The following is a 20,049-nucleotide window of genomic DNA, read 5'->3' as shown; positions in this document are numbered from 1 at the left end:
GGAGGCGGTTCGGGCCGGTGGGTGGGTCGGGGCCGTGCCGGTGCATCAGCCCGTCGCCGTTGGGTGAGGCGTGGCCGTCGGTGGCGACGGGCATCGATGTACCGGCGCGGCCCCTTCCGCCGGATCCCGGCTGCGGGTACGCGCCCGCTGGGGTGCGGGCGTGAGTTTCAGCCCCTCCGGCGTTCGAGGAGCGGGGTCCGGGGCGGAAGCCCCAGGGTGGGCCGGGTAGGGGCGGAGGGGGCGAAAGAAGGCCGGCGGGAACGCTGGTTGCCAGGGGGCGGGGGCGGTGCGGCGTACGATTTTGGCTGGGCTGGTGGAAGGGGGCCGTATGGCCACGGCTGGGGAACGGCGAGGGCGGCTGCTGGGGGAGCTGACGGTCGTGTCGCGGCGGTACATGGCCTCGTACGCGCTGTTCAACCAGGCTCTCGCCGACCACGTAGGGCTGCATCCGACGGACGTGCAGTGCGTGAACCTGCTCAGCCTGGAGGACGGGCCCGTGACCACCGGGCGGATCGCCGAGATGACGGGGCTCACGACCGGGTCGGCCACGCGGCTGGTGGACCGGCTGGAGAAGGCGGGCTATGTCGTGCGGGAGCGCGATGTGGTCGACCGGCGGCGGGTGCTGGTGGCGACCGTGCCGGAGAAGATCGCCGAGTTCGGGCGGATGTGGGATCGGCTGGGCGCCGGGTGGTACGGCCTGTTCGACGGGCTCGACGACGACGAGGTGGCCCTGATCATCGGGCACATGCGGCGCACGGTCGACCTCAGTGCCGAACAGGTCGCGCGGCTGCGGTCCGGGGACCTTCAGGACGCCTCGGACGAGGCGTCGTAACGCTCGCGGGCCTCGGCGACCTCCTCGATGTGGTGCTCGGCCCAGTCCTTGACGGCGGTGAGCAGGCAGCTCAGGTTCGTGCCCAGCGGCGTGAGTTCGTAGTCGACGCGGACCGGCACGGCCGGGGTGACCGTGCGGGAGACGATGCCGTCGCGCTCCAGGGAACGCAGGGTCTGCGTCAGCATCTTGGGGCTCACTCCGGCGATCTTGCGGCCGAGGTCGCTGTAGCGCATCGGTCCGCCCGCTTGGGCGAGCGCGCTCACGATCAGGCTGACCCACTTGTCGCTGATGCGGTCCAGGAGCTGGTTGGTGGGGCAGCTCTTGAGGAACGCGTCGTACTCGACGCGGGCCTGGTGGCGCCGCTGGGCCGCCGTCGTGGTCGCCATGACTCACCTCCGGGTGACGTACGCACCTTCAGGTGCCTACTTACCAATGGATAGTAGCTCTTCCTAGGGTTGTTGCAGCGGGAAAGAGACCCGTGGATGACCTGCAGATGGGGTGAGCTGGGATGCGTGCAGCGGTTGTGTCGTCGTTCGGTGGTCCGGAGGCCGTCGAGATCGTCGAGGTCGCCCTGCCGGAGCCGGGGGCCCGGCAGGTGCGGATCAAGGTGGCGGCCGCCGGGGTCAACCCCGTGGACGCCGGGGTGCGCGCCGGTGTCTTCGGGGGTGCCGGGAAGCGGCTGGGGCTCGGCTGGGACGTGGCGGGTGTGGTGGAGGCGGTCGGGGTCGCCTCGGGGTGGAACGTGGGTGACGAGGTGGTGGCGCTGGCGTACGGGACCGCCAAGACCCTCGGCACGCACGCCGATCTGGTGGTCGTCGACGCCGGCGCGGTGGCCGCGGCGCCCCGCTCGGTCGACGTGGTGCACGCGGCGAGCCTGCCGCTCAACGCGCTGACCGCGGCCCAGGCCCTGGACCGGCTGGGCCTGGAGCCGGGGCAGAACCTGCTGATCACCGGTGCCGCGGGGGCGGTCGGCGGTTATGCCGTGCAGCTCGCCGCCCGGCTCGGGGTGAGCGTGACCGCGCTGGCCCGCGAGGGTGACGAGGAGCTCGTACGGTCCCTGGGGGCGGACCGGTTCGTGTCGGACGGGGTGGCTCCGCGGAGTGTGGACGCGGTGCTGGACGCGGCGGTCCTGGGCGCGGACGCCCTGGAGTGGGTGCGGGACGGGGGCGCCTTCATGGGCGTCATCCCGGGGGCCCACCCGGCGTCCGTGCGCGGGGTGCGGACGAGTGCCGTGGAGGTCGCCGCCGACGGGGCCCGGCTCGCGGAGCTGGTGGCGCTCGTCGACGAGGGGGCGCTGACGACCCGGGTCGCCGGGACGTACGCGCTCGACGAGGCCGTCGAGGCGCACGCGCGGCTCGCGGAGGGCGGACTGCGCGGCCGGCTGGTCCTCGTGCCTTAGCCGGCGGCCGGGGCCCTAGTGGTGCTGCTCCGGTGCCTTGAGCGGGAGCAGGGCTACGAGGGGGCAGCACAGGAGGGTGATGGCGGCCACGACGGTGAGGCTCACGGTGGTGGCGTGGGTCCCGCCGCCGTCGGTCCGGAAGTAGACGGTGGTGACGGCGGCGGCTCCGATCGCGTTGGCGAGCTGCTGGACCGCGCCGAGCGAGCCGCCCGCGCTTCCGGCCTCCGCGGGTGCGATGTCGCCGATGGTGACGTCGTACAGCGAGCCGAAGCAGGCGCCCATGCCGAGGCCGATGACGAGCAGCGGGGGGACCAGGGCCCAGCCGCCGGTGTCCGTGCCGGAGACGGTGATCAGGGTGAGCAGGTGGGCCGTCCCGGCGAGGGTGACGAGGAAGCCGATGAGGACGAGGCGGCGGCCCAGGCGGGCGATCAGGCGGTAGCAGGCGATCGAGGCGATGACGATGCCCGCGGACAGGGGCGTCAGGGCGAGCGCGGCAGCCGCGGGGGAGCGGCCGAGGCCCTGCTGGAGGAAGAGGGAGACGACGTAGAGGAGGCCGGCGACCGCGGCGAAGAAGACGACGCCGAGGACCAGTCCCGAGGTGAAGCCGCGGTTGTGCAGGAGGGAGGGCCGGATCAGGGGGTCGGGCGCGGTGCGCTGGCGGTGGCAGAACGCCGCGAAGAGCGCGAGGCCGGCGAGCAGGAGCAGGACGGGGACCGCGTTCCAGCCGTGGGCGGAGCCCTCGATGAGGCCGGTGAGCAGGGCGAGCATGGTGGCGGCGAGGAGGGCGGAGCCGGGGATGTCGACGGTGGTCGAGCGGTCGCCGGTGTCGCGGGGGAGCAGGCGGGCGGCGGCGAGGAGCGCGGCGCCGCCGAGGGCGAGGTTGATGAGGAACATCGGGCGCCAGCCGAGACCGGCGAGGTCGGCGTCGATGAGGAATCCGGCGAGGACCGGGCCGCCGACGGCGGACAGGCCCATCACCGGTCCGAACAGGCTGTAGGCCTTGCCGATCTGGTCCCGGGGCCAGGTCGCCCCGAGGATGCCGAAGCCCTGGGGGATGACGAGCGCGCCGAACGCGCCCTGGAGGAGACGGGCGGCGACGAGGGTTCCCGGCGTGGGTGCGAGGCCGCAGGCGACCGAGGCCGCGGTGAAGCCCGCGAGGCCGGTCAGGAAGAGCCGGCGGCGGCCGTACTTGTCGCCGAGCCGTCCGCCGAGCACGAGCAGGACGCCGAGCGCGAGGGCGTAGGACGCGCCGAGCCACTGGATGAGGGTGGTGCCGCCGCCGAGGTCGCGGGCGATGGTCGGGGCGGCGATGTTGGTGATGGTGCCGTCGAGGAGGTCCAGGACGTCGGCGGCGAGGACGACGCCGAGGATCGCCCAGCGGATGGGGGCGGGCGGGTGCTCCGTCACTTCATGAGCGTCATGCAGTATCTGTGTCACGCAGATAAATGTCGGGCATGGGGTGCGGTGCGGTCAAGTGGGATATCGGACGGGTGTGCCGGCCGTCGTGGTGCGGCGGGTGCCGCAGGCCTTGGGGGCGGGCTGTGCGGTGCGGCCGGCTTCGTGGCCCTTCGGGGTGGGCTGCGCGGCGTGGGCCGCGTCATGGTTCTCCGGGCCGGGCTTCCGGCGGGGCCGGAATAGCCGAGGTGAGGTGGTGGTTCGAAGGTATAGTTGAACAATCAACAAGGTGGAGGGTGAGTGACCATGCAGTTCGGGATCTTCAGCGTCGGTGATGTGACACCGGACCCGACCACGGGCCGGGAGCCGAGCGAGCACGAGCGCATCAAGGCCATGGTCGCCATCGCGCTGAAGGCCGAGGAGGTCGGCCTCGACGTCTTCGCGACCGGCGAGCACCACAACCCGCCGTTCGTGCCGTCGTCCCCGACCACGATGCTCGGCTACATCGCGGCACGCACCGAGAAGCTCGTCCTGTCCACGTCCACGACGCTGATCACCACCAACGACCCGGTGAAGATCGCCGAGGACTTCGCGATGCTCCAGCACCTCGCGGACGGACGGGTCGACGTGATGATGGGCCGCGGCAACACCGGGCCGGTCTATCCCTGGTTCGGGCAGGACATCCGGCAGGGCATCAACCTCGCCGTCGAGAACTACGCGCTGCTGCACCGCCTGTGGCGTGAGGACGTGGTGACGTGGGAGGGCAAGTTCCGTACGCCGCTCCAGTCGTTCACGTCGACCCCGCGCCCGCTGGACGGTGTCGCGCCGTTCGTCTGGCACGGCTCCATCCGCTCGCCCGAGATCGCCGAACAGGCCGCGTACTACGGCGACGGCTTCTTCCACAACAACATCTTCTGGCCCGCCGACCACACCAAGAAGATGGTCGAGCTCTACCGCGAGCGGTACGCGCACTACGGGCACGGAACGGCCGAGCAGGCGATCGTCGGCCTCGGCGGCCAGGTGTTCATGCGGGCCAACTCGCAGGACGCCGTACGGGAGTTCCGGCCGTACTTCGACAACGCGCCGGTCTACGGGCACGGGCCCTCGCTGGAGGACTTCACCGAGCAGACGCCGCTGACCGTCGGCTCGCCGCAGCAGGTCATCGAGAAGACGCTGGCGTTCCGCGAGTACGCCGGTGACTACCAGCGCCAGCTCTTCCTGATGGACCACGCCGGGCTGCCGCTCAAGACGGTCCTGGAGCAGCTCGACCTCCTCGGCGAGCAGGTCGTGCCGGTGCTGCGCGAGGAGTTCGCCAAGAACCGGCCGGCCGGTGTGCCGGACGCGCCGACCCACGCGGCCCGGGTGGCCGCCGCCAAGGAAGAGGTGACCGCCGTATGAAGCTCGTCGTCGTCTCGGCGGGGCTGAGTGTTCCGTCGTCCACGCGGCTGCTGGCCGACCGGCTGGCGGCCGCGACCGCCGGCCGGGCGCCCGGTCCGGTGGACCTGCGGGTCGTCGAACTGCGCGACCTCGCCGTCGAGATCGCCCACAACTTCACCAACGGCTTCCCCGGACGGGCGCTGTCCGCCGCGATCGACGACGTGACCTCGGCGGACGGGCTGATCGTCGTCACGCCGGTGTTCTCCGCCTCCTACAGCGGGCTGTTCAAGTCCTTCTTCGACGTGCTCGACAAGGACGCGCTGGCGGGCAAGCCCGTGCTGATCGGGGCCACCGGGGGGACCGGACGGCACTCGCTGGTCCTCGAACACGCGCTGCGGCCGCTGTTCGCGTATCTGCGGGCGGTGGTCGTGCCCACCGGGGTGTACGCGGCTTCGGAGGACTGGGGGGCGGAGGGGCTTGCCGAACGGATCGAGCGGGCGGCGGGTGAGCTTCTTGCCCTGATGACAGCGCTGACCGTCGCCTCGACGCCCGGCCCGTCGACGCCTGGCCTGTCGACGCCCGGCCCGTCGGCCCCGGCTCCGGTCTCGGCAGCCGCTTCAGGTGCGGTTCAGGCCGGGCCCGAAGTGGCTGTTCCGGCTCAGCCTGCGCCTGGCCGGGCGGACGGTTTCCACGTGGTGCCGTTCGAGGAGCAGCTCGCGGCGCTTCGGGCGTAGCGGGTTTCTTCGCCCCCTCCGCCCCTGCCCGACCCGTACCCGGGGCTCCGCCCCGGACCCCGCTCCTCGAACGCCGGAGGGGCTGGGAGTGCCCCTGCGGCCGAAGGGTGGGTGGAGGGGTGGGTTCTTGGAACCCGCTCCTCAAACGCCGGAGGGCTGGAACTTGGCCCCCGGAGGGGTGTCTCAGTCCAGCCCCTGTGCGCCTTCCACCGTGAAGCCGATCACCGTGCCGCCGCCCTTTCGGGGGTGGGCGAACGGGGTGCCTCCGTGGGCTGCGGAGATCTCGCGGACGATCGACAGGCCCAGGCCCGAGCCGGGGAGGCTGCGGGCGTCGGCGGCCCGGTAGAAGCGGTCGAAGACGCGCACGAGGTCGTCGTCGCCGATGCCGGGACCGCGGTCGAGCACCTCGACGCGGACCGGGGCGTGACCGCCCGTGGAGCCCGTGGAGCCCACTGAGGTGGCAGAGGCGCCAGAGGCGGCGGAAGTGGCTGAACTCGTGGGGCTCGTAAGGGGTGCGGGGTTGTCGGTGGGGCCCGGGCCCGTCACCACGACCTCGATCGGCGCCGTTCCGCCCCGGTCGAACTTGCTGGCGTTCTCCACGAGGTTGGAGACCGCGCGCTGGAGGGCGGTCGGGCGGCCGTCGACCGCGGTGTCTCCGGTGGCCCGGACGGTGATGTCCCGGCCGGTGCGGCGGCGCGCGACGACCGCGACGTCCTCGGCGAGTTCGGCGAGGTCGAGCCGCCGTACGGGCTCGGTGTCCGACCGGCCGGCCGCGAGGGCGACCAGTTCGTTGACCAGGTCGGTCAGTTCCCGGGACTCCAGCGCCAGATCGGCGACGAGTTCCTCACGGGCGTCGGGCGGCAGTTCGTCGATCCGGCGGAGCATCGAGATGTTCGTACGCAGGGAGGTCAGCGGCGTGCGGAGTTCGTGTCCCGCGTCCTGGACCAGGCGGCGCTGGTCCTCCTCGGACTGGGCGAGACGGCCGAGCATCCGGTCGAAGGACCGGCCGAGCCGGGCCACCTCGTCGTACCCGGTGACCGGCACCTGGATGCCGAGACGTCCGGTGCGCGCCACGTCCTCCGCGGCCCCGGCGAGCCGCACCAGGCGCCGGGTGATGCGCCGGGCCAGCCACCAGCCGAACAGCCCCGCGGCGATCACGACGGCCCCGACGAGCAGCACCGTGCGCTGCTGGAGCTCCCGGAGCAGATCCTCGGTGTCGCTGAACTGCTGGGCCACCTGCACCGCACCCCGTCCGCCGCCGAGCGAGACGGTCGCCAGCCGGTAGCGGTCGCCGGTGACGTCGACGTCCTTGTGCTCCATCAGCCCGCCCGCCTCGGCGGCGCCGGCGACCGCCCGGTCCCGGCCGTCCACGGGCAGGGGCGGAACGCCGTGGTCGACGATCACGCCGCCGGGTCCGAGCACCTGCACGTCGGTGCGGCTGGGCCGGATGATGTCGTTGAGGGGCCCGTCGTGGTCCAGGTCCGAGGAGGCGAAGTCACCCGGGTGCAAAGGATGTTCACGGACCTGGTCGCGCAGGTCCTGCACCACCTCGGCGAAGACGGTCTGCTGGTCGACCCGCACCAGCCGCGCGGCGGCGTCGTAGCTCAGGAAGCCGACCAGGACAGTGACGGCGGCGGCGACGGCCGCGAAGGACACGGTGAAGGTGGCCCGCAGCGAGGACACCTGCCGCAGCCGTCGGCGCACTCAGTCCTCCCTCAGGACGTATCCCACGCCCCGCACGGTGTGGATCAGCGCCGGGGCGCCCGGCTCGTCGAGCTTGCGCCGCAGATAGCCCACGTACACGGCGAGGTTCTTGGAGCCGGGGCCGAAGTCGTAGCCCCAGATCCGGTCGTAGATGGTGGAGTGGTCGAGGACGATGCCCGCGTTGCGGACGAGCAGTTCGAGGAGCTCGAACTCGGTGCGGGTCAGTTCCAGCTCGCGCCGCCCGCGCCAGACGCGGCGGGCCTGGATGTCCATGCGCAGCCCGGCCGCGGAGAGCTGTGTACCGGACGTCCGGGGCGCGGGGGTCGGCGCGTCGTCGAGGGCGCTGTTCCCGGTGCGGCGCAGCAGGGCGCGCAGCCGGGCGAAGACCTCCTCGACGTCGAACGGCTTGACGACGTAGTCGTCGGCTCCGGCGTCGAGGCCGGCGATGCGGTCGGCGGTCTCGACGAGCGCGGTGAGCATCAGGATGGGGGTGCGGTCGCCCTCGGCGCGCAGCACGCGGCACACCTGGAGGCCGTCGATGCCGGGCATCATGACGTCGAGGACGAGGACGTCCGGCGGGGTGCGGTGGGCCTGGGCCAGCGCTTCCACGCCGTCGGCCACGGCGGTCACCGTGTAGCCCTCCAGTGTCAGTGCCCTTTCCAGGGCGTGGCGGATGGCGCGGTCGTCCTCGGCGAGCAGTACGTTCTGGGGCACCTGACCAGTCTGCCAAGCCGTCGGCGGCGTGCGACCTGGTGAGCGGGTCCGCGACGGGCCTTCATACCGGCCTCTCACCTCTTCGCGGTGTGTCGGATGCGGCTGCTCCGGACTTCACCGGGCCTGACCGGGCCCGGCCCCGGGCGGGTCAGCCGACGTGCACCCGCGGCCGGCGCGCGCGGTCGGGTTCGGCCTCGCGCAGTACTTCCCTGGTGACGGGGGCGACCTCGCCCTGGCCGAAGAGGAAGAAGCGCAGGAAGTTGGTGAAGGGGCTGCCCTCGGTCCACTCGAAGTAGATGTGCGGGATGCCGCCCGTGGTGTCACGGACGTAGAGCAGCAGGGCGGCGAGGGCGTTGGGGATGGAGGCTGACTCCAGGGTGATGACGCGGTAGCGCCCGTGCAGCACCTCGCCGCGTACGTTCATGACGGACTCGAACTCGGAGGGGTCGCCGACGGTGACCTCCAGGAAGACGAAGTCCTCCTGGGGCGGGAGGTCGTGGTCGGCGCGGATCTGCTCGATCTTCTCGCGGTACTCGGTGATGTCGCGCTTGTCGGGCTCGTTGGCGATGAAACGGATCCGCCGGCTCGCGATGTCCCGTACGAACCGCTCGGCCATGTCGTCCATGGTCATGCTGGTCACGCGCAGTTCGAACGCGCGGGCGAGCCGGGAGAGCAAGGAGACGAGCATGATGCCGGCGATGAAGCAGGCGCCGATCTTCACACCGTCGGGGCGTTCGATGACGTTCACGACGGTCGTGTAGAGGAAGACCGCCGAGATGACGGCGAAGGCGATGGTCCAGTGTTTCTGGCGGGCCTTGCGGGCGGCGATGGTGACGGCGATGGCGGCGGAGCTGATCAGGACGAGGACACCGGTGGCGTACGCGCCGCCCTGCGCGTCGACGTCGGCGTCGAAGATCCAGGTGACCAGGAACGCGATCAGGATGAAGACGATCACCATGGGGCGGACGGCGCGGGCCCAGTGCGGGGCCATGCCGTAGCGCGGGAGATAGCGCGGCATGAGGTTGAGCAGCCCGGCCATGGCGGAGGCGCCGGCGAACCACAGGATGCAGATCGTGGAGACGTCGTAGACCGTGCCGAAGGCGTTGCCGAGGTACTCGTGCGCCAGGTAGGCGAGGGCGCGGCCGTTGGCCTGGCCGCCCGGCTCGAACTCCTTCTCCGGGATCAGCACGGTGGTGATGAAGCTGGTCACGATCAGGAAGACGCTCATGATCACGGCGGACGTCGTGAGCAGTTTCTTCGCGCCGCGGATACGGCCCGCCGGCTTCTGTTCGGTGTCGCCGGGGTCGCCCTCCACGTGCGGCATGACCGCCACACCGGTCTCGAAGCCGGACAGGCCGAGCGCGAGCTTGGGGAAGACCAGCAGGGACACCCCGATCATCGCGAAGACGTTCCCGTGTTCGGCGGTCAGGGCGGTGGTCCAGTCGGTGACGACGTACTCGTGGGTGATCACCTGCCAGACTCCGGACGCCGCGACCACGACGTTGAGCCCGAGGTAGATGGCCACCAGGACCACCGCGACGCCGATCGCCTCCAGGAAGCCCTTGAGGAAGACCGCGCCCAGCAGGGCCACCAGGAACAGGGTGATCACCATCTGCTTGTCGTGCAGGGCGCTGTTCAGATGGGGGTTCTCCACCAGGTGGGTGGAGGCGTCGGCCGCCGAGAGGGTGATGGTGATCAGGAAGTCGGTGGCGGCGAAGCCGAGCAGGGTGAGGACGAACAGCTTGCCCTTCCAGAAGGAGAGCAGGCGTTCCAGCATCGCGATGGAGCCCTCGCCGTGCGGGCTCTCCTCCGCGACCCGGCGGTAGACGGGCAGCGCCCCCGCCAGGGTGACGATGACGAGCACGATGGTCGCGATGGGGGACAGCAGTCCGGCCGCGAGGGCGGCGATGCCGGGCTGGTAGCCGAGGGTGGAGAAGTAGTCGACGCCGGTCAGGCACATGACGCGCCACCAGCGCTGCCCCTTGTGCACGGGCGCGGGCTCGGCGGCCGGCCGCGGCAGCTGGCGGCCCTTGCCCTTGCCCATGTCGGACAGGCCCTCCAGCATCCACGCCCGCAAGCGACTCGGCGGGGCGGGCTCGGTGCTGGCCATCGGTGGCTCTCCTGACGTACGTCTCTTCGAACGGTTCCGGCCATCGAGGAGACGGCGCCCATCAGCGTATGCAGAGAGTGATCCACGGGCCCAAGCGTCCATGGGCCTCAGGCGTCAAGCTTGCGTTAAGACCTGTTGGTCGCGCATCACGAGAGCGCCGAGTGGCAGGTGTTCGTCGCCCGTTCAGGGGTGTCGGCCCGCTCATGGATCGGCCGCCCGGCCTGCTCCCCGCGACTTACTCGGGCCCCGCGACCCATTCCCCGCCCGCGAATCGCTTCTGCCTGGCGGCTCGCTTCTGCCTCGCGATCCGCTCCGGCCCCGCGGCCGACTACGGCCCGACGCCTTGAACTCCGTTCGCGCCGTCCCGTCTGTACGGACGCGCTGTCCGAGCCCCTTCGCCGCAGAGTGACGGGGCCGGTGACTCAACTCACGGATTCCTGGCGTGACCTGATGTCCCGGCGGTCCGTCTTGCGGGAGCGACCGGAGGGCCGGCCTGACCGTCGGGTGACTGTCCGACAGGGGGCGAATGCCCGAAGTGGTTCGGGCGGCGGCAACTGGAACGACAAGGTCGACGCCATCAAGTACTGACCTGACCCTGACGGCCCACCCCTGACGGCGGAGGCCCCGACCGGGCCCCGCCGTCTCCCTCGACAAGGAGATGATCGTGATCATCCGCCGTGCCGCCGCCCTCATGGCTCTTCCTGTCCTCGCCGTGTGCCTGCCGGCCACGGCCTGCACCAGCGAGGCGTCCAAGGAGTCGGCGATCCCGGAGAAGTTCCCCGCGTCCGGCGACAGCGGGGACATGAAGTCCGCCGCGAAGGCACTCCGCGACTACGGCGACTCGCTCGTGACGCGGTAGCCGGACCGCCCGCCCGCTCAGACGAGATGGGCGAAGACCACCAGGTTGTCGGTGTAGTCCATGACGGTGCGGTCGTAGGTGCCTGCGCAGGTGATGAGGCGGACCTCGGCGTCGGGAGTGTCGGCGTACACCCTGTCGTCGGGGAAGGCGTCCTTCGCGAAGGTCTCGGCGCTGTCGACGACGAAGGACGCCGTCCGGCCGTCGGACCGTTCGACGCTGAACTTGTCGCCCTTCTCCAGGTCTCCGAGACCGGCGAACACGGCGGCGGAGGTCTTCGTGTCGACGTGCCCGGCGATGACCGCCGTCCCCACCTCACCGGGGGAGACGCCCTTGGAGTACCAGCCGACCAGATTCGTGTCGTTGGCGGGCGGGGCCTCGAGCTTGCCCGTGGCGTCGATGGCGAGGTCGGTGAAGGGCGCGTCCACCGAGATCTTCGGGATGTGCAGCCGGGTCGGCTCGGCCCGCGGGAGATGCTTCGCCGCCGGGCGGTCGTTCGAGGGCGAGGCAGAGGCCGAGGACACGGGCGCCTGCGAGTGCGAGTGCGTGGGGGCCGCCGCGGCAGGGGAGGCGGGATCGGACGACTGGTCCTGGCGGTGGAGCACGTTCGTGGCCACCAGGACCGCGAAACCGGCGCACCACACGACCCATGTGGCACGACGCCTGAAGGTCCGCTCGGGTGACGGGTGCGGGGTCTCGGCGGGAGAGGACAACCGGGCTGCCATCGGGCACCACCTCATCGGGTCGGGGCAGCGGAGCGGACTGGGCGGGAGCGGCGGGAACAGCAGGACGGGCAACAGAAGCAGTAGCAGCAGCCGGACCGGCTACAGCAGGAGAGCCGACAAGAACGGCAAGGTCGGCAGAAGCAGAAGCAGAAGCAGAAGCAGAAGCAGAAGCAGAAGCAGAAGCAGAAGCAGAAGCAGAAGCAGAAGCAAGACCGGCAACGTCGTCAGAAGCCGGGGGAGAGACCGGCCGGGCCGCCACGGGGTGAATGGGCGGCGGCCCGGACCGCTATGTCGTCAGGCATGGTCAGGCCACACCACCCGCGGCGTTCCTACGGCGCAGCATGTACACGCCCGCGGCCGCGAGGCCCAGGACGCCGACTCCGCCGGCCGTGACACCGGAGGACGTGGCGAGACCGCCGCCGCCGGTGTGCACGCCGCCGTGCGGCTTGTCGCCGGACTCCTTGCTGCCCGAGTCCCACGAGCCCTTGCTGCTCGAGTCCCACGAGCCCTTGTCCGTCCCGGAGTCCCAGGAACCGCTGCTGTGGTCGGAGCTCGAGGAGTCCTTGTCCTTGTAGGTCTCCGGGTCGTACCTCTTGTCGCCCTTGGCGGAGTCGTCTGTCTTGACGGACGTCAGCGCACCGCCGCCGGTGTGCACGCCGCCTTCCGGCTTCTGGTGGTGCCAGGTGGGCTTGCCGTGGTCGCTCTCGTGCTCGGTGCCGTATCCGGAGTCCTCCTTCTCCTTGCCGTATCCGGAGTCTTCCTTCTCCTTGCCGTACCCGGAGTCCTGCTTCTCCTTGCCGTATCCGGAGTCCTCCTTCTCCTTGCTGGAGGAGGACGAGGAGGACGAGGAAGAGGAGGAAGAGGAGTCGCTGTGGTCCCAGTCGCCGGCCGCGACGGCGTACGCGCCGGGGGCGGCGACCGCGAGAGCGGCGGTGGCCGTCGCAGCGGCCAGGAGCATGCGGGCAGATCGCATTATGGGAGTCCTTCCGTCAGAACCAGGCAGCTGACCTCTTGTCAGCAGGCGAAAACCCGGTGCGACGTGATCCACCGTCAATCCGATGGGGCGAGCGCACCACCCGGGAAGCTCGCCCGGCCCATGGCCGGGACCTCGTCCTGCGGCCGCCCTGACGATCGCCCGAGGGCGGTCCGGCTTCTCTGACCTGCCGATTCGTCGCGCTCGCCCGGAGGGGAGCCGTCCTGAGCGGTGTTCTTCGTATGACCCGATCGGCGGCGACACGTCTGCTTCGCCGGATGAGCCGTGCGAGGTGCTCACCGTCAGTTCCCGTTGCCCTGAAGGTTCTTGTCCTGAGCGAGCCGTGGGAGATTCTTGGGCGAGTCATGTCCTGGCGGCGACCGATGGTGCCGTGGGCGCGGGAGAGCGGGAGTGGCCCCCTCTGCCGTCACACTGATGGTTCGTGTCGTGAGGAGAGGCGATCGTGCGGAACGGGCGGAGGATCACGGTGGTGACCGGCGGCAGCCGCGGGATCGGCGCCGCCGTCTGCCGGCGGCTGGCTCTGGAGGGCCATGACGTCGTCATCGGCTACCGGTCCGACCGTGCGGAGGCCGAGAAGGTGGCGGACGCCGTCGTGGACGCGGGCCGACGCTGTCTGACGGTGGCCGTGGACACCTCCGACGCCGCCGCGGTCGACGGGCTCTTCGACGCGGCGGCCGCCGAACTCGGCCCGGTCACCGGGCTGGTGAACAACGCGGGCGTCAGCGGACCCAATGGACCACTGGCCGACGCCGACCCCGACGGCATGCGGGGCGCCCTCGCGGTCAACGTCCTCGGCTATCTGCTGTGCGCGCGCCGTGCCGTACGGGAGATGACCGCGTCCGGCGGGGGTGCGATCGTCAACATCTCGTCGTCGGCGGCGACCCTCGGCAGTCCGGGGCAGTACGTCCACTACGCGGCGACGAAGGCGGCGGTCGACGCCCTGACCGTCGGCCTGTCCAAGGAGGTGGCGGCGGACGGCATCCGCGTGAACGGTGTCGCTCCGGGGGTGATCTGGACCGACTTCCACGAGGACCCGCAGCGCCCGGCCTGGATGGCCGACGCCATCCCCATGGGCCGCGCGGGCCGGCCGGAGGAGATCTCCGGTGCGGTGGCCTGGCTCCTGTCGGACGACGCCTCGTACACGACGGGAGCGGTCCTGCGGGTCGCGGGCGGGCTGTAGCCGGGGTTTCCCGGTGCCTCCGTACCCCGGGCCGGTGATCGTCCGCGACCGTGCCCGGGCATGAAAAAGGCGGGGTCCGGGAACCCCGCCCGCTGCTCAGGAAGCCCGGATCAGGGCCACACCAGGCAGTACGGCTGATGCCCCGCCTCGTGCAGGCGGTGCGAGAAGTCCTGCCACTCGTGCAGGAGCTGGTAGACGTTGAAGGCGTCACGGGGGCCGCCCCGGTCCGGGACGGTGGACCATATGAAGGCGGCCGCGCCCACGGCCTCCTCGCCCAAGCCGCGCAGCGGGTCGACGACGGTCATGGGGAGCTTGACCACGGCGTAGTCGGGGTGCAGGACGACAAGCTCCAGAGGCGGAACCTTGTTCAGGGGGACGCCTTCTATGCCGGTGAGGACCATCGCGGCCATCGTCTCCGGCTTGATCTTGGTGAACATGCCGTTCATGCCGAGTTCGTCGCCGCCGAGTTCTTCGGGGCGCATCGAGATCGGGACCCTGGCGGCCGTCGCGCCGTCGGGCGCGCCGAAGTATTTGTACGTCACCCCCACTCGGCCACCATTCCCGCTCTCCGCCCGCAGTCGTTCGACCGCGCGGTCGATCCGCTCGTCGGGGTCACCCTGCGATCCCTGTACCTGTCCCGCTCTGCCGGCCGCTTCCTCCGCCTCACGCCGGTGCTTCCCCCGCCGGGCACGCCGAGGGTTGAGGTCGTCGGTCCCCTCGCCCAGTCCACCGCGATGCATATCTCCACCCGACTGCTTTTCTAAGTCGCGCGACCCCCGCCACGCAACCCGATCATCGTGACAGTGACCTCCCCCACGGTCGCACGCCGAAACGTACGCCGAAACACCTGTCCGCGGGATCTTCGCGGCCCCTGAACACCGTCGTTCATGTGAGCTGTCCGTTCTGGTCCCAGTTTCGCAGATGGCCGGGCGAAGAGACCCGGTTGTCATACCGGGCTGCGTCACACCGGCCCGGCGATGGCCGGGATCATTCCTCTGTGGAGAGCCGTACGTCGGGCCGGGGCCGTCCGTTCAGGGCGCCCCGGTCTTCCCCTCGCGGCTCACCGGACCCCCTGGCCTACCCTGAGGAGGTCACTAGCCCCCCGGAGTCGGAGACGTCGCAGGTCATGACCGAACTGCCTTATCCCTACGAAGCCCCAGCCTCGCAGTCGCTGTTCGACCGTGCGGCGGCCGTCACACCAGGTGGCGTGAATTCTCCGGTGCGCGCCTTCCGTGCCGTGGGCGGTACGCCCCGGTTCATGGTGTCCGGCACCGGTCCGTATCTGACCGACGCCGACGGCCGTGAGTACGTCGACCTGGTCTGTTCCTGGGGTCCGATGATTCTCGGGCACTCCCGCCCCGAGGTCGTCGCCGCCGCTCAGGAGGCCGTCGCGCGCGGTACGTCCTTCGGTACGCCCGGTGAGGGGGAGGTCACCCTCGCCGAGGAGATCGTCGCCCGCGTCGAGCCCGTCGAGCAGGTCCGGCTCGTCTCCAGCGGCACCGAGGCGACCATGTCGGCCATCCGGCTGGCCCGCGGGTTCACCCGGCGCACGAAGGTGATCAAGTTCGCCGGCTGCTACCACGGCCACGTCGACTCGCTGCTCGCCGCGGCGGGCAGCGGGGTCGCGACCTTCGCGCTGCCCGACACGCCCGGCGTCACCGGCGCTCAGGCCGCCGACACCATCGTCCTGCCCTACAACGATCTCGAAGCCGTGCAGGCCGCGTTCCACGCGCACCCCGGCGAGATCGCCTGTGTGATCACCGAGGCCTCGCCCGGCAACATGGGTGTGGTGCCGCCGGCGCCCGGTTTCAACCAGGGCCTCAAGGACGCCTGCGCGAAGAACGGCGCCCTGTACATCTCGGACGAGGTCATGACCGGCTTCCGTACCAGCAGAGCCGGCTGGTACGGGATCGACGGTGTGCGCCCGGACCTGATGACCTTCGGCAAGGTGATGGGCGGCGGCTTCCCGGCCGCCGCGTTCGGTGGCCGCGCGGACGTGATGGCGCACCTCGCGCCGGCCGGGCCGGTGTACCAGGCGGGCACGCTCTCGGGCAATCCCGTCGCCACCGCCGCCGGGCTCGCGCAGCTGCGGCTGCTCGACCAGGCCGCGTACGACAGGATCGACGCGGTGTCGGGGCGGATCCAGGCGCTGGTGACCGAGGCGCTCACCAAGGAGGGTGTGACCCACCGTCTGCAGAGCGCCTCCAACATGTTCTCCGTCTTCTTCACGGGACGTGAGGTGCGCGACTACGAGGACGCGAAGGCGCAGGAGTCCTTCCGCTACACCGCGTTCTTCCACTCGATGCTGGCGCAGGGTGTCTACCTGCCGCCGTCCTCGTTCGAGTCGTGGTTCGTGTCGACGGCCCATGACGACCAGGCGGTTCAGAGGATCGCCGACGCCCTTCCGGCGGCGGCGCGGGCAGCGGCGGAGGCCACGGCATGAGCGGGACCAGCGACAAGAACGGCGCGGGGGACATCACCGTCGTCCACCTGATGCGGCACGGCGAGGTCGCCAACCCGGACGGGGTGCTCTACGGGCGGCTGCCCGGGTACCACCTGTCCGAGCTCGGGCGGCAGATGGCCGACCGGGTGGCCGAGCACCTCAGCTCGCGCGATGTCACGCATGTCGTGGCCTCGCCGCTGGAGCGGGCGCAGGAGACGGCCACGCCGATCGCGAAGGCCCACGGGCTCGACCTGGCGACGGACGGGCGGCTCATCGAGGCCGACAACGTCTTCCAGGGCAAGACCTTCGGGGTCGGGGACGGCGCGCTGCGGCGGCCGGAGAACTGGAAGCACCTCGTCAACCCCTTCAAGCCGTCCTGGGGCGAGCCGTACGTGGACCAGGTCGTCCGCATGATGGGTGCGCTGGACGCCGCCAAGGACGCCGCGCGCGGCCACGAGGCGGTGCTGGTGAGTCATCAGCTGCCGATCTGGATCGTCCGCAGCTACGCGGAGAAGCGGCGGCTGTGGCACGACCCGCGCAAGCGGCAGTGCACCCTGGCGTCCCTGACCACCTTCACCTACCGCGGTGACAAGATCGTGTCCGTGGGCTACACCGAGCCCGCGCGCGATCTGGTGCCGGTTCATCTCCTCGCGGGCGCCAAGCCGGTGAAGGGCAAGGACAAGGCATTCGGGGCCTGACGGTCGAAAGCGAAGAGTCGGGCCAAATGGGCGCATCTTCGTAAAATCACATAAATCTGCGCGCGTTAAGGGGAACCCGCGACTTCATCGCGCCCTCTCATGGGATACAAGCTGAGAGTCAGCTGAGAGGGTGCGATGAAAAGAGGACCGTATGCGCGACGTCAGCCGAAGGGGAATGATCGGCCTCGGTGCGGGTGCGGCGACCGCGCTCGGACTCGCCGCGTGCGGCACCACCTCGGGCAAGGAAGCCAAGCGGCATCCTGACCCTTCCCCCACCGGCGGCACCGGCCGTCCGGGCGCCCCGAAGAAGCCGGCCGTACGTCTCATCGGCGACGGGTCCACCGCCTACACCGGCAAGCAGCCGCGCCAGCCGCTGGCTCCCGTGCCGCTCGAACCCGGCGAAACCCCGCCGCAGTTCGTGGTCTTCTCCTGGGACGGAGCCGGAGAGGTCGGTACCGGCCTCTTCGACCGCTTCCTCCGGCTCGCCAGGGAGAACGACGCGCACATGACGTTCTTCCTCTCCGGGCTGTATCTCCTGCCCGAGTCGAAGAAGCGCCTCTACGACCCGCCGAACAACCCCCGCGGCGCCTCGGACATCGGTTATCTGAGCGACGATCACGTCCGCTCCACCCTGAAGCTGGTCCGTCAGGCCTGGCTTGACGGCCACGAGATCGGCACCCACTTCAACGGCCACTTCTGCGGCGGCTCCGGCTCGGTCGGCAACTGGACGTCCCGGCAGTGGGCCAGCGAGATCGAGCAGGCCAAGTCGTTCGTCACCGAGTGGCGCACCAACACGGGCTGGACCGACCTGCCCCCGCTGCCCTTCGACTACGAGAAGGAGCTCATCGGCGCCCGCACCCCGTGCCTGCTCGGCCAGAACAGCCTGCTGCCCGCCGTCAAGGAACTCGGCTGGCGCTACGACGCCTCCTCGCCCGGCGGTGTCCAGCGCTGGCCGCAGAAGAAGGAAGGGCTGTGGGACCTGCCCCTGCAGGCGATGCCCTTCCCCGGGCACCGCTTCGAGGTCCTCTCGATGGACTACAACATCCTCGCCAACCAGTCGGTCGCCACCACCCGGGCGCCCTCGTACAACTACCCGGGCTGGCGCACGCAGGCGTCCGCGTCGTACGTGGCGGGATTCAAGCGGGCGTTCGAGACGAACCGGGCACCCTTCTTCATCGGCAACCACTTCGAGGAGTGGAACGGCGGCATCTACATGGACGCCGTCGAGCACGTCTTCACCCACATCGCACAGGAGAAGCAGAAGGGCTCCGACGTGCGCATGGTCTCCTTCCGGCAGTTCGTGGACTGGCTGGACGTCCAGCGGCCCGAGGTGCTGGCGAAGCTCCAGGCCATGGACGTGGCCGAGGAGCCCGTCGGCGGCTGGCACCGCTACCTTCGGGGACAGGCCGCCTGAAATGCGGGTTTCCACCCGCAAGGGGGGTGCGGAAGATCCCCGAATCGGGCATGCGAAACTTTTCACATGAGTGCCGCCTGCCGCGCAGACCAGCGTCCGAACCGCACCCGCGCCGCCCTGTACGCCGCGGGGGCCGCCGTCGCCGCGCTCGTGCTGTCCGCGTGCGGATCCGGCGGTACCTCCGGCGGCGCGGGCAACAGCAACTTCGTCGCCGGCAAGAACGGCATCTCCACCGTCGCCAAGGGGTCCAGGGACGCCGCCCCGGACCTCTCCGGCAAGACCGTCGACGGCAAGCGGCTCGACATCGCGGACTACAAGGGCAAGGTCGTCGTCCTCAACGTGTGGGGATCCTGGTGCCCGCCGTGCCGCGCCGAGACGCCGAACCTCGTCAAGGTCGCCAAGGAGACCGCCGCCCAGGGCGTGCAGTTCGTCGGCATCAACACCCGTGACCCCAGCACCTCCCCGGCCAGGGCCTTCGAGAAGCAGCAGGGCGTTCCGTACCCCAGCCTGTACGACCCGAAGGGCAAGCTGATGCTCCGCTTCGAGAAGGGCACGCTCAACCCGCAGACGATCCCCTCCACGATCATCATCGACCGGGACGGGAAGATCGCGGCCCGCACGCTCCAGGCGCTCAGCGAGGCCAAGCTGCACGAGATGCTCGACCCCGTCCTCGCGGAGAAGTGACCGACGTGTCCCTTCTCCAGACGTCCACGAACCTCGCCGCCTCGACCGGCATGAACACCACGGTCTACAGCGGCGCTCTGCTGCTCGCGCTGCCCATCGCCGTGCTCGGCGGGCTCGTCTCCTTCTTCTCGCCCTGCGTCCTGCCGCTGGTACCCGGCTATCTGTCGTACGTCACCGGGGTCAGCGGCACGGACCTGGCCGAGGCCAGACGGGGACGGATGGTCGCGGGGGCCAGTCTGTTCGTGCTCGGCTTCACCGCCGTGTTCGTCTCCGGCGGGGCGCTGTTCGGGTACTTCGGCTCGACGCTGCACGAGTACAACGGCACGCTCAGCAAGGTCCTCGGCGCGCTGATGATCGCGCTCGGGGTGTTCTTCATGGGGCTGATGCCCTGGCTCACCCAGCGCGAGTTCCGCTTCCACCGGCGGCCGGTGACCGGGCTCGCCGGGGCGCCGATACTGGGCGCGCTCTTCGGCATCGGCTGGACGCCGTGTCTGGGCCCGACGCTCACCTCCGTCAACATGCTCTCCATGGACCAGGCGAGCGCCGGGCGCGGGGCCATACTGACGGTCGCCTACTGCCTCGGACTGGGAGTGCCCTTCGTCCTCGCCGCGGTCGCCTTCCGCAAGGCGCTCGGCGCGTTCGGCTGGGTGAAGCGTCACTACGCCTGGGTGATGCGGATCGGCGGCGGAATGATGATCGTGACCGGCCTCCTCCTGCTGACCGGTGCCTGGGACGGCATCGTGCAGCAGATGCAGACCTGGTCCGACGGCTTCACGGTAGGGATCTGATC

General features: G+C 70.6%; 19 protein-coding genes. 11 read left to right on the top strand and 8 right to left on the bottom strand.

Annotation, left to right across the window (positions count from 1 at the left end; all coding sequences use genetic code 11):
* Positions 1 to 328 precede the first annotated feature (328 nt).
* Positions 329 to 832: a MarR family winged helix-turn-helix transcriptional regulator gene (locus OG780_RS18555; RefSeq protein ID WP_328449602.1), complete on the top strand. Its 504-nt coding sequence runs from the start codon at positions 329 to 331 to the stop codon at positions 830 to 832.
* Here the strand turns inward: OG780_RS18555 and OG780_RS18550 are convergent.
* Positions 805 to 1,218 (bottom strand): winged helix-turn-helix transcriptional regulator, encoded by a 414-nt coding sequence (locus tag OG780_RS18550; RefSeq protein ID WP_328449600.1) that lies wholly within the window; start codon positions 1,216 to 1,218, stop codon positions 805 to 807. The two genes, OG780_RS18555 and OG780_RS18550, sit on opposite strands and share 28 nt — an antisense overlap.
* Positions 1,219 to 1,340: 122 nt before the next feature.
* Between OG780_RS18550 and OG780_RS18545 the strand changes: the two genes are divergently transcribed.
* Positions 1,341 to 2,231, top strand: a complete 891-nt coding sequence (locus OG780_RS18545; RefSeq protein WP_328449598.1) for an NADP-dependent oxidoreductase — start codon at positions 1,341 to 1,343, stop codon at positions 2,229 to 2,231.
* Between the two features lie 15 nt (positions 2,232 to 2,246).
* Here the strand turns inward: OG780_RS18545 and OG780_RS18540 are convergent, their stop codons facing one another.
* On the bottom strand, positions 2,247 to 3,668 hold the full coding sequence (locus OG780_RS18540) for an MFS transporter (RefSeq protein WP_328449596.1): 1,422 nt from the start codon (positions 3,666 to 3,668) through the stop codon (positions 2,247 to 2,249).
* Between the two features lie 264 nt (positions 3,669 to 3,932).
* Between OG780_RS18540 and OG780_RS18535 the strand changes: the two genes are divergently transcribed.
* Positions 3,933 to 5,024: an LLM class flavin-dependent oxidoreductase gene (locus OG780_RS18535; RefSeq protein ID WP_328458224.1), complete on the top strand. Its 1,092-nt coding sequence runs from the start codon at positions 3,933 to 3,935 to the stop codon at positions 5,022 to 5,024.
* Complete coding sequence (locus OG780_RS18530; RefSeq protein ID WP_328449594.1) at positions 5,021 to 5,737, top strand: FMN reductase; 717 nt, start codon at positions 5,021 to 5,023, stop codon at positions 5,735 to 5,737. The genes OG780_RS18535 and OG780_RS18530 overlap by 4 nt, the downstream gene beginning before the upstream one ends.
* Before the next feature lie 183 nt (positions 5,738 to 5,920).
* Here the strand turns inward: OG780_RS18530 and OG780_RS18525 are convergent, their stop codons facing one another.
* From OG780_RS18525 to OG780_RS18515, 3 genes are all read right to left on the bottom strand, one after another.
* The gene (locus tag OG780_RS18525) at positions 5,921 to 7,441 is read right to left on the bottom strand and encodes a sensor histidine kinase (RefSeq protein WP_328449592.1); all 1,521 of its coding nucleotides are present in this window, start codon (positions 7,439 to 7,441) and stop codon (positions 5,921 to 5,923) included.
* A complete protein-coding gene (locus tag OG780_RS18520) occupies positions 7,442 to 8,155 on the bottom strand; it encodes a response regulator transcription factor (RefSeq protein WP_328449590.1) in 714 nt (237 codons plus the stop codon).
* A 148-nt stretch (positions 8,156 to 8,303) separates the two neighbouring features.
* On the bottom strand, positions 8,304 to 10,265 hold the full coding sequence (locus OG780_RS18515; protein ID WP_328449588.1) for an amino acid transporter: 1,962 nt from the start codon (positions 10,263 to 10,265) through the stop codon (positions 8,304 to 8,306).
* A gap of 664 nt (positions 10,266 to 10,929) precedes the next feature.
* On the opposite strand from OG780_RS18515, the gene OG780_RS18510 reads away from it, so the two are divergent.
* Positions 10,930 to 11,124, top strand: coding sequence for a hypothetical protein (locus tag OG780_RS18510; protein WP_328449586.1), 195 nt, complete (start codon positions 10,930 to 10,932; stop codon positions 11,122 to 11,124).
* A 17-nt stretch (positions 11,125 to 11,141) separates the two neighbouring features.
* On the opposite strand, the gene OG780_RS18505 is transcribed toward OG780_RS18510, so the two are convergent.
* Positions 11,142 to 11,846 (bottom strand): class F sortase, encoded by a 705-nt coding sequence (locus OG780_RS18505; RefSeq protein WP_328449584.1) that lies wholly within the window; start codon positions 11,844 to 11,846, stop codon positions 11,142 to 11,144.
* Positions 11,847 to 12,150: 304 nt separating this feature from the next.
* Complete coding sequence (locus OG780_RS18500; RefSeq protein WP_328449582.1) at positions 12,151 to 12,819, bottom strand: hypothetical protein; 669 nt, start codon at positions 12,817 to 12,819, stop codon at positions 12,151 to 12,153.
* 463 nt (positions 12,820 to 13,282) lie between these two features.
* Here OG780_RS18500 and OG780_RS18495 point away from each other — a divergent pair, with 463 nt between their 5' ends.
* On the top strand, positions 13,283 to 14,020 hold the full coding sequence (locus OG780_RS18495) for an SDR family NAD(P)-dependent oxidoreductase (protein ID WP_328449580.1): 738 nt from the start codon (positions 13,283 to 13,285) through the stop codon (positions 14,018 to 14,020).
* A gap of 110 nt (positions 14,021 to 14,130) precedes the next feature.
* On the opposite strand, the gene OG780_RS18490 is transcribed toward OG780_RS18495, so the two are convergent.
* Complete coding sequence (locus OG780_RS18490) at positions 14,131 to 14,568, bottom strand: hypothetical protein (RefSeq protein WP_326790851.1); 438 nt, start codon at positions 14,566 to 14,568, stop codon at positions 14,131 to 14,133.
* Between the two features lie 578 nt (positions 14,569 to 15,146).
* Between OG780_RS18490 and hemL the strand changes: the two genes are divergently transcribed.
* From hemL to OG780_RS18465, 5 genes are all read left to right on the top strand, one after another.
* Positions 15,147 to 16,463 (top strand): glutamate-1-semialdehyde 2,1-aminomutase, encoded by a 1,317-nt coding sequence (gene hemL, locus OG780_RS18485; RefSeq protein WP_326786238.1) that lies wholly within the window; start codon positions 15,147 to 15,149, stop codon positions 16,461 to 16,463.
* Positions 16,460 to 17,161, top strand: coding sequence for a histidine phosphatase family protein (locus tag OG780_RS18480; protein ID WP_328449577.1), 702 nt, complete (start codon positions 16,460 to 16,462; stop codon positions 17,159 to 17,161). The genes hemL and OG780_RS18480 overlap by 4 nt, the downstream gene beginning before the upstream one ends.
* Before the next feature lie 151 nt (positions 17,162 to 17,312).
* A complete protein-coding gene (locus OG780_RS18475; protein WP_328449575.1) occupies positions 17,313 to 18,575 on the top strand; it encodes a hypothetical protein in 1,263 nt (420 codons plus the stop codon).
* Positions 18,576 to 18,641: 66 nt separating this feature from the next.
* Positions 18,642 to 19,259, top strand: a complete 618-nt coding sequence (locus tag OG780_RS18470) for a TlpA family protein disulfide reductase (RefSeq protein WP_328449573.1) — start codon at positions 18,642 to 18,644, stop codon at positions 19,257 to 19,259.
* A 50-nt stretch (positions 19,260 to 19,309) separates the two neighbouring features.
* Positions 19,310 to 20,047 (top strand): cytochrome c biogenesis CcdA family protein, encoded by a 738-nt coding sequence (locus tag OG780_RS18465; RefSeq protein WP_328458222.1) that lies wholly within the window; start codon positions 19,310 to 19,312, stop codon positions 20,045 to 20,047.
* The last annotated feature ends 2 nt before the right edge of the window (positions 20,048 to 20,049 follow it).

Origin of the sequence: Streptomyces sp. NBC_00386 (genome assembly GCF_036063235.1) — a bacterium.
GTDB lineage: Bacteria > Actinomycetota > Actinomycetes > Streptomycetales > Streptomycetaceae > Streptomyces.
This window is presented reverse-complemented; position numbering and strand designations above follow the sequence as displayed.